General features: G+C 57.7%; 12 protein-coding genes. 11 read left to right on the top strand and 1 reads right to left on the bottom strand.

Translation table 11 applies throughout. From position 1 onward, the window contains the following. On the bottom strand, window positions 1–222 hold a 222-nt coding region (locus tag BN871_RS29290), incomplete at its 3' end, for a hypothetical protein (RefSeq protein ID WP_232313204.1). 382 nt (window positions 223–604) lie between these two features. On the opposite strand from BN871_RS29290, the gene mazG reads away from it, so the two are divergent. From mazG to BN871_RS19365, 11 genes are all read left to right on the top strand, one after another. Continuing rightward, window positions 605–2,146, top strand: coding sequence for a nucleoside triphosphate pyrophosphohydrolase (mazG, locus tag BN871_RS19315; protein WP_048748405.1), 1,542 nt, complete (start codon window positions 605–607; stop codon window positions 2,144–2,146). A gap of 230 nt (window positions 2,147–2,376) precedes the next feature. After that, window positions 2,377–2,679: an HU family DNA-binding protein gene (locus BN871_RS19320; RefSeq protein ID WP_159442458.1), complete on the top strand. Its 303-nt coding sequence runs from the start codon at window positions 2,377–2,379 to the stop codon at window positions 2,677–2,679. A 1-nt stretch (window position 2,680) separates the two neighbouring features. Further along, window positions 2,681–2,962, top strand: coding sequence for an RNA-binding S4 domain-containing protein (locus BN871_RS19325; RefSeq protein WP_021881315.1), 282 nt, complete (start codon window positions 2,681–2,683; stop codon window positions 2,960–2,962). 241 nt (window positions 2,963–3,203) lie between these two features. Next, window positions 3,204–4,157: an ABC transporter permease gene (locus tag BN871_RS19330; RefSeq protein WP_048748412.1), complete on the top strand. Its 954-nt coding sequence runs from the start codon at window positions 3,204–3,206 to the stop codon at window positions 4,155–4,157. Next, on the top strand, window positions 4,147–5,115 hold the full coding sequence (locus BN871_RS19335) for an iron chelate uptake ABC transporter family permease subunit (protein WP_048748407.1): 969 nt from the start codon (window positions 4,147–4,149) through the stop codon (window positions 5,113–5,115). The genes BN871_RS19330 and BN871_RS19335 overlap by 11 nt, the downstream gene beginning before the upstream one ends. Continuing rightward, a complete protein-coding gene (locus BN871_RS19340; RefSeq protein WP_048748408.1) occupies window positions 5,112–5,870 on the top strand; it encodes an ABC transporter ATP-binding protein in 759 nt (252 codons plus the stop codon). The genes BN871_RS19335 and BN871_RS19340 overlap by 4 nt, the downstream gene beginning before the upstream one ends. Window positions 5,871–5,916: 46 nt before the next feature. Then, on the top strand, window positions 5,917–6,927 hold the full coding sequence (locus tag BN871_RS19345; RefSeq protein WP_048748409.1) for a siderophore ABC transporter substrate-binding protein: 1,011 nt from the start codon (window positions 5,917–5,919) through the stop codon (window positions 6,925–6,927). A gap of 145 nt (window positions 6,928–7,072) precedes the next feature. Next, complete coding sequence (yabP, locus tag BN871_RS19350) at window positions 7,073–7,357, top strand: sporulation protein YabP (protein ID WP_048748410.1); 285 nt, start codon at window positions 7,073–7,075, stop codon at window positions 7,355–7,357. Next, the gene (gene yabQ, locus BN871_RS19355; RefSeq protein WP_232313206.1) at window positions 7,354–7,962 is read left to right on the top strand and encodes a spore cortex biosynthesis protein YabQ; all 609 of its coding nucleotides are present in this window, start codon (window positions 7,354–7,356) and stop codon (window positions 7,960–7,962) included. The genes yabP and yabQ overlap by 4 nt, the downstream gene beginning before the upstream one ends. Before the next feature lie 59 nt (window positions 7,963–8,021). Continuing rightward, entirely contained in the window at window positions 8,022–8,303 is a 282-nt protein-coding gene (locus tag BN871_RS19360; RefSeq protein ID WP_021881321.1) for a septum formation initiator family protein, read from the top strand. Window positions 8,304–8,469: 166 nt separating this feature from the next. Continuing rightward, window positions 8,470–8,870, top strand: a 401-nt coding sequence (locus BN871_RS19365; RefSeq protein WP_048748411.1) for a S1 RNA-binding domain-containing protein, incomplete at its 3' end; no start/stop codon positions are given.

Below are 8,870 nucleotides of genomic sequence, written 5' to 3' on the forward strand. Positions count from 1 at the left end.
CGGAAATAGCGGAACCAATGTCCGATAGCCCGGCAGGCCGGCACAAAAACGGTCAAATAGCGGAACCAATGTCCGATAGCCCGGCAGGCCGGCACAAAAACGGTCAAATAGCGGAACCAATGTCCGATAGCCCGGCAGGCCGGCACGAAAACGGTCAACTAGCGGAACCAATGTCCGATAGCCCGGCAGACGGGCACCAAAACGGTCAACTAGCGGAACCAATGTCCGATAGCCCGGGAGGCCGGCACAGAACGGTCAACTAGCGGAACCAATGTCCGATAGCCCGGGAGGCCGGCACCAAAACGGTCAACTAGCGGAACCAATGTCCGACAGCCCGGCAGCAGCGCGCAATCCCTCCATCCTCAAGCCCCTCTATACGCCAATTCCCTCCGCCGATTCCGCATTATTCCTGCCCAAAACCGGGTTTGAGGTTAAAATATCCTTATTTTCGGCCTCTGGAACCGGTCCGGCTTGCTTCCGGGGCCCGGGACAAGTAAAGTCAGAGGAGGGCCAAGCGCATGCGGAAGCCGCCCTTACCGGGGCCTCAGCTTCTTCCTGCCTCATAGAGCGCTCTTCTTCGTCCCAAAAGGAGGCATTCACAGCCATGACATCCGGATCATCCAGCCTGCCGGGAGCGGCTGAACACATAACGGCCCGGCCGTCCATCACCGTAGCCGGTCTCGGCACAGGCGACGCGGACCAGCTGACGCTGGGCATATGGCGGAGGCTGCAGGCAGCGGCCAAAGTCTATGTCCGCACCGAGAAACATCCTATGATGAGCATGCTTCGCGAGCAAGGCATCGCCGTGGAGCCGTTCGACCGGTTCTACGAGGAATCGGAATCATTCCCGGAGGTGTATGACCGGATCGTCTCCGAGCTGGCTTCCCTGGCCAAAGCGGACTTCGAATCGTCCGGCTCCGGCATCCTGTATGCCGTGCCCGGCCACCCGATGGTCGCCGAGCGCACAGTGCAGCTGCTGAGGGAGATTTGTCCGCAGGAGGATATCGAGCTGACCGTGCTCGGCGGCGAGAGCTTCCTCGACATGGCCTTCACACGGCTCGGCTTCGATCCGATCGAGGGCTTCCAGCTGCTCGATTCGGCGGAGCTCAAGACATCGATGCTGCGGCCGCAGCTGCATACGCTGATCGGGCAGGTCTACGATGCCTTCACCGCATCGGACGTCAAGCTGACGCTGATGGAGCGGTATCCGGAGGACCACCCGGTCGTCATCGGGCACGCGCTCGGGGTGCCGGGCGAGGAGCGCATTCTCACCGTGCCTCTGTACGAGCTCGACAGGGGCCAGGAGTACGGCAACCTGAGCCTGGTCTACATACCGGCCAGCTTCGATGAGCGGCTGCAGAACCGCAGCTTCGACAGGCTGCATGAGATTGTCTCCATTCTGCGCAGTCCCGGGGGCTGTCCGTGGGATCGGGAGCAGACGCATCAGTCCATCCGCAAGAACTTCATCGAAGAGCTGTACGAGGCGCTCGAAGCGATCGACCAGGATGATCCCGACGGCATGCGCGAGGAATTCGGGGACGTCATCCTGCAAGTCATGCTTCACAGCCAGATGGAAGAGGAGGCCGGGGCGTTCAACGTCTACGACGTCATCCAGGAGCTGAACGAGAAGCTCGTGTTCCGCCATCCTCATGTGTTCGGGGATGCGGGAGCTTCGGATTCCGGAGAGGCGCTCGCCAGCTGGGAACGCATGAAAGCCGAGGAGAAGCGGATCAAAGGCCGGGACGGAGACCGCGTCTCCGTACTGGACGGTATTCCGCAGGATCTCCCCGCGCTTATGCGCGCTTACAAGCTCCAGAAGAAAGCCTCCAAGGTCGGCTTCGACTGGGACGAGCTCGGTCCGGTCTTCGCCAAGATCGAAGAGGAGCTTCGCGAGGTGCGGGAGGCTGCGGCGCTTGGAGACAAGGACGCCCAGGCCGGCGAGCTCGGCGACCTGCTCTTCGCGGTCGTCAATGCGGCCCGTTTCCTGGATGCGGATCCCGAAGAGGCGCTGGCCCGCACGAACGCCAAATTCCGCAGCCGCTTTCTCTATATTGAGGAGCAGCTCCGTATAAACGGCAAATCTTTTGACCAGACTGATCTACTAGAAATGGATCGCTGGTGGGATGAAGCGAAGAAGAAAGGTTAATAGGTTCCGTTCGACCCTATTCGCCGCTTCTCGACCCTTTTCCGCAAAAAAATTTGGGCAGGCAGCAGGATTTCTCCGTTCTCGAGACGAATACGTTACCCTCGTAAAATTTTCTCTCATGCTCCTGGGCACCGCTTGCGGGAGAGAAGGCAAGAAGCGGCAGGAAGCCGCCGCTTGTCCGTCAATAAGGGAACGGCTGCTGCTTGCGCAGGGCAGCTGTCGCACTTTACATGAACATCCATTATCGGGAGGAAATCACAATGAACAAGAACGACCTGATCAACAGCATCGCAACGAAAAGCGGCCTGACCAAGCGCGACGTAGAATCCGTACTCAACAGCTTCCTCGGCGAAGTGACCGACGCCCTGGCATCCGGCGACAAAGTCCAACTGATCGGCTTTGGCACGTTCGAAACCCGCACGCGCTCCGGCCGCACCGGCCGCAACCCGCAAACGGGCCAAGAAATCACGATTCCGGAATCCAAAGTTCCGGCATTCAAAGCCGGCAACAAACTGAAAGAAGCCATCAAGTAAATTGCGCCTGGACAAATTCCTCAAGGTCTCCCGGCTCATCAAGCGGCGCACGGTCGCCAAGGATGTGTCGGAGCAAGGCCGGGTATGGGTGAACGGCCGCGAAGCCAAGCCGAGCAGCTCGGTCAAAGCCGGCGATGAGCTGCGCATCCAGTACGGGCAGAAGTACATCACCGTCCGCATCGAGCGGACGGCGGAGACGACCCGCAAGGACGAGGCTGCGACGATGTACACCTTGCTCAAGGAAGAAGCGCGCGAGCGGGAGGATGACGGCCTCGGCTTCTAGCCGGGATTCCGAGTCCTCCCCGCCGCGGGCGCAAATGAATAAGCCGATTCGAATGCAGGCCATCTGCATTCGGGTCGGCTTTTTTGTCATGTTGTCAAGAAAATTTGGGATACTCGCTATTATAGGGTTGACTCGGCGAATGGGCTTTATTATAGTAAACAAGGGGGTAAGTGATAATGATTATCATTCTTATACAACTAAAAGATTTACACCTACATAGGCCTATGGAGATATGCAGCCGGTGAGAATGGCCATTCTTTTGCCGCTGCTGGTCATTCTGTCTTTTACCTCCCTGTTTATCGGCGTGCAGCAGCTGTCTCTGACCGACCTGTTCTCCCTTACGGCCGACCAGAAGGAGCTCATCTGGATCAGCCGGATGCCGAGACTGGTCAGCCTGATCATCGCCGGCATGAGCCTCAGCATCGCCGGCCTCATCATGCAGCAGCTCAGCCGCAACAAGTTCGTCTCCCCTTCGACGTCGGGAACGATGGAGGCCGCAGGGCTAGGCCTGCTCGTCGCGCTGCTGGTATTCGACAGTGCGAGCATGATGCAGAAGATGGCGGTCAGCTTCGCCTTTTCCTTGGCCGGAACCTTCGTCTTCATGCAGATGCTGGAGAAGATCAAGTTCAAGGACGCGGTGTTCATTCCGCTTGTCGGACTTATGTTCGGAGGCGTGCTGGCCAGCGTGACGACCTTCTTCGCGTACAAATACGATCTCATCCAGAGCGTGAATTCCTGGATGCAGGGAAGCTTCTCCGGCGTGCTGAGAGGCCGCTACGAGCTGCTGTACATCAGCGTGCCGGCCACGATCGCGGCCTATCTGTTCGCCAGCCGCTTCACCATTGCGGGTATGGGCGAGGAATTCTCGGTCAACCTGGGCATCAGCTACCGCAAGATCGTCAACATCGGCCTCATTCTGATCGCACTGATCAGCTCCTCGGTCATCCTGACCGTCGGGTCGATTCCGTTCCTCGGGCTGATCATTCCGAATCTCGTCTCCATCTTCCGCGGAGACAACCTGCAGCGCAACCTGCCGATCACAGCCGTCTTCGGCGCGATATTCGTCATCGGATGCGACATTCTGAGCCGTGTCCTCATCCGTCCCTACGAGCTGCCGATCAGCCTGATCGTCGGCGTTTTCGGCAGCATCATCTTCCTGTACCTCATCATGAGGAGGGATGTATATGCAAGCTGAGGCGTCCCGCGGACTATCCGTGAAGAGCAGGCTTCTGGTGCTGACAGGCTTGGCCGCCGTCATGGCGGCGCTGTTCCTTGCGTACGGGGTGGACGATTGGAGCTACGCCCTCCCGAGAAGGCTCAAGAAAGCGGCGGCGATCGTGCTTACCGGCTTCGCAATCGCCCTGTCGACCGTAATCTTCCAGACGATTACGAACAATCGCATTCTGACGCCGAGCATTATCGGCCTCGATGCGCTCTATAACCTGCTGCAGACGATCATCGTGTACGCATTCGGGGGCATGGCTTTCCTTGTCGTCAACAAGCAGGCGAACTACCTGCTGTCGATTGTTCTGATGATGATCTTCTCGACTCTGCTTTACCGGCTCATGTTCCGCCGCGAGAACAGCAGCATCTATCTGCTGCTGCTCACGGGACTCATCTTCGGGACCTTGTTCCAGAGCGGGTCGTCCTTCATGCAGGCGCTCATCAATCCGGACGATTTCCTGGTCGTCCAGGCCAAGATGTTCGCCAGCTTCAACAACATCGAGTACGATCTGCTGGCGCTTTCCTATGTGCTGATCGGAGCCGTCCTGCTGTGGTACTGGAGGCTGTCCAAGTACATGGACGCGTTGTCCCTCGGCAAGGATCACGCGCTCAATCTCGGCATTCCTTATGAGCGCGTTACACGCCAGCTGCTCGTCATCATCGCGGTGCTGGTCGCCGTATCGACGGCGCTTGTCGGTCCGATCACCTTCCTGGGCCTGCTCGTCGCCAACACGGCCTACCAGTTCCTCGGCACGTACCGCCATCCCGCTCTGATAACGGGCGCGGCGCTCGTCAGCTTCATCGCTCTCCTCGGAGGGCAGTTCCTGGTCGAGCATGTGTTCACCTTCTCGACGACAATCAGCGTCATCATCAACTTTGCGGGCGGAGCGTATTTCCTCTACCTGCTGCTAAAGGAGAATCGAGCGTGATTGAAGCCAGATCCGTATCCAAGAGTTATGCCGGCAAAAAAGTCATCGACGGCGTCTCGGTCTCGATCCGTCCGGGGACAATCACCTCGTTCATCGGTCCGAACGGCGCAGGCAAGAGCACGCTGCTGTCGATGATGACCCGCCTGATGGCGCATGACGAGGGCGAGGTTCTCGTGGAGGGCAGGCCGATCGGCTCCTGGGACAACAAGGAGCTGGCGAAGAAGCTCTCCATTCTCAAGCAATCCAATCATATCAATGTCCGGCTTACCGTCCGGGAGCTGGTCAGCTTCGGCCGCTTTCCTTACTGCCAGGGCCGTCTTCGCAAGGAAGACTGGGCTTACGTCGAGGAGGCCATCGATTATATGGAGCTCGGTCCGATGCAGCATAAGTACATCGACCAGCTGAGCGGAGGACAGCGGCAGCGCGCGTATATCGCGATGGTCGTCGCCCAGAACACGGAGTATATCTTCCTCGACGAGCCGCTCAACAATCTGGACATGAAGCATGCCGTCGGCATCATGCATGTTCTGCGCCGCCTGGTGGAGGAGAAGGGGAAGACGGTCATTCTCGTCATTCACGACGTCAATTTCGCCAGCTTCCACTCGGATCATATCGTCGCTCTCAAGGACGGAAAGGTTGTCCGGGAAGGCACGACATCAACAATCGTCACGCAGGAAGTGCTCAAGGAGCTGTACGGGATGGATGTTCCGATCCAAGAAGTGGACGGCAGGCGGGTATGCGTTTATTTCGGCTGAAGAAGCAAGCGAAAATTCCAACTATGACGATATGGGGGTAACACCTATGAAAAAGATGAAATGGCTCTCCTTGGCTGCGGTCATGGTGCTGACGCTGGTGCTGTCGGCATGCGGCTCCTCGAATTCCAGCAACGGCGGCAGCGCGTCTCCTGCTCCAGCGGCTTCTCCCGATGCGAGCCCGGCAGCCAATGCAGGCGGTGAAGCGGCTGCGGATGGCGGCACGGTCACGATCAAGCACAAGCTCGGCGAAGCGACGATCGTGAAGAACCCGCAGAAGATCGTCGCCTTCGACTTCGGATCTCTCGACACGCTGGACGCGCTCGGCCTGGAGGCGAATATCGCGGGCGTTCCCGCGACAAGCCTTCCTGCTTACCTGGAAAAGTACAAGAGCGGCCAGGTTGCGAACGTAGGCGGACTGAAAGAGCCCGACTTCGAGAAGATCAACTCCGTGAAGCCCGACCTGATCATCATCAGCGGACGCCAGCAGGACTCTTATGAAGAATTCAGCAAGATCGCTCCAACGCTGTTCGTCGAGCTCGACCAGACCGATTATTTCAACTCCTTCTCCAGCAACGTGAAGATGCTGGCAAGCCTGTTCGGCAAGGAAGCCGACGCAGATGCGAAGCTGGCCGAGATCAAGACAAGCGTGGATGCCGTAAATGAAAAAGCGAAGGCAGACGGCAAAAAAGGCCTCATCGTTCTGGCTGCCGGCGGCAAGCTGAGCGCTTACGGCGTCGGCTCTCGCTTCGGCATCATCCATGACGCCATGGGAGTAGAAGCTGTAGATCCGACGCTGAAGGTTGAAACGCACGGCCAAAGCATCACATCCGAGTTCATCGGGGAGAAAAACCCGGATTATCTGTTCGTCATCGACCGCGATGCGGCTCTGGGCGAAGGAGATAACGCCAAGGGCGTCATCGAGAACGAACTCGTGAACAAAACAAATGCGGCCAAGGAAGGCAAAATCATCTACCTGAACCCGCAATACTGGTATCTTTCCGGCGGCGGCCTTCTGTCCGTATCCGAAATGATCAAAGAAGTCCAAGCCGGCATTTAAGGCCCGGACAAGGCATACAATAAAGTTCGGGAAGCATCTGTTTCAACTCTCCGGCAGGAGGTTAATGATGCTTACCCCCCACTCCTATAGGTTCTAAAACTCGTCCCCTCCTAATAAGCATAGGCTTATAAGGAGGGGACGAGGCATGATTGAACCTGTAAAAGGGCAGAAGCGGCAAGAGGTCAAGATGCTCAACCGCAAGCTGCTGGAGATAACGGGCGTACTCAACGTCGAAAGCTTCGACAACGAGGAGTTTTTGCTCGAGACCGAGCTTGGCTTTCTAGCCATTCGAGGCCAGAATCTGCATATGAAGCATCTCAGCCTGGAGCAAGAGCTCGTCGCGATCGAAGGGCTTGTCCATTCTCTCGCCTACCTGGATGGAAGCCAGAGCGTCAAATCCAAGGGATTATTCGGGAAGATCTTCAAGTGACGCTGGACACCCAAGGCTGGACGCTGGCCATGATGATGGCGACAGGCCTGCTGATGGGAGGCGTGTTCGACGGATACCGGGTCGTATCCCATGAGCTTCGCTTTCCCCGGTGGATTTTGCCTGCGCTGGATATCGGCTATTGGCTCGCGGCGGCGCTGGCCGCCTTCCGGATTTTGTACGCCAGCAACAACGGCGAGGTGCGGGCGTATGTATATCTCGGAATCCTGATCGGGATCTGCTTTTACTTTCTGGCCCTGAGCGGGACGGTCATCGCGCTTGTCCGCTGGCTCATCCGCGCGACCAGAGCGGTCATACGCTTTTTGCTGCGCTGCATGGATTTGCTGCTGATCCGGCCTGTCATAGGCATCTACCGGATTCTTCGGGTTTTGGCCGGTTTTTTGGCCGTCTTTTCTATTTTCATCCTGAAGATTGTGCTACAATTGTTGCGACCGCTCGCCAAATTGATTCTCTGGATGATCCGCCCGCTGACTCGGCCGCTGCTTTCTTGGCTGCAGGGGATGATGATTCGCTGGAAGGTGCAGGAGACTGCCCGCCGCGTGTCGAATGGATTCATTCAGGCTTGGAAGAGGCTTTTCCGCAAGTGATTGGAATGCTTTCCGGTCCTTCAAGCCTTAATCTACACGATGGAACGGGAGGAAATCACGTGACGGATGGTTCGCGCAGAAGATACAAGCTATGGCTTCTGTTCATGACGGTAGTTCTAGCGTGGGCAGGGTATACCCTGTTCTCTCAAATGCAGGCTCAGGCCGCGACCCGGGAGCGTCTCGGAACTTCGGAGGCCCGTCTGGCGGAAATACAGAAAACGACGAAAGAGCTGCAGGCCAAGATCAAGCAGCTCAACGACCCGGAATACATCGCTCAGCTGGCAACCAAACAGCAGGGACTCGTGAAGCCCGGGGAGCAGCTTATACAGCCGAATGACTGAGAACCCGCAGGGCAGCAGGGAAGCGGGCTCGCGTCTGTTGACCTTGCTTTTGCGATTACGCTATAATTGAATCAAGCGTGCCCTTCCGCGGGAGGGTCGGCATGAACGGCCCCATGGGCGGCAGATCATGCTTCGCACATACTTTTAGGGAGGAACATTTTATTTTATGGCAATAGAAGTGGGCGCCAAATTACAGGGCAAAGTGACAGGCATTACTCATTTTGGGGCATTCGTCGATTTGTCGGGGGGTGTCACCGGCCTCGTACACATCTCCGAGATTGCCGATAATTACGTGAAGGACGTCAAGGACCATTTGAAGCTGGAGGACGTGGTGACGGTCAAAGTCATCAACATCGACCAAGGCGGCAAAATCGGTCTGTCCATCAAGCAGGCGATTGACCGGCCGGAAGGCAGCGCGCCACCTGCTCGCGAGCGCTTCAACCGCGAAGGCGGATCCGGCGGCCCAGGCGGCGGATTCGGACGCGGCCCAGGCGGACCTGGAGGTCCAGGCGGCGCGAAGAGACCGCTCTTAAGGTCAAGTCCATACTCCTTGAGGGAGCGGATTTG

It is taken from the genome of Paenibacillus sp. P22 (genome assembly GCF_000469945.2).
GTDB classification, from domain to species: domain Bacteria; phylum Bacillota; class Bacilli; order Paenibacillales; family Paenibacillaceae; genus Paenibacillus_O; species Paenibacillus_O humicus.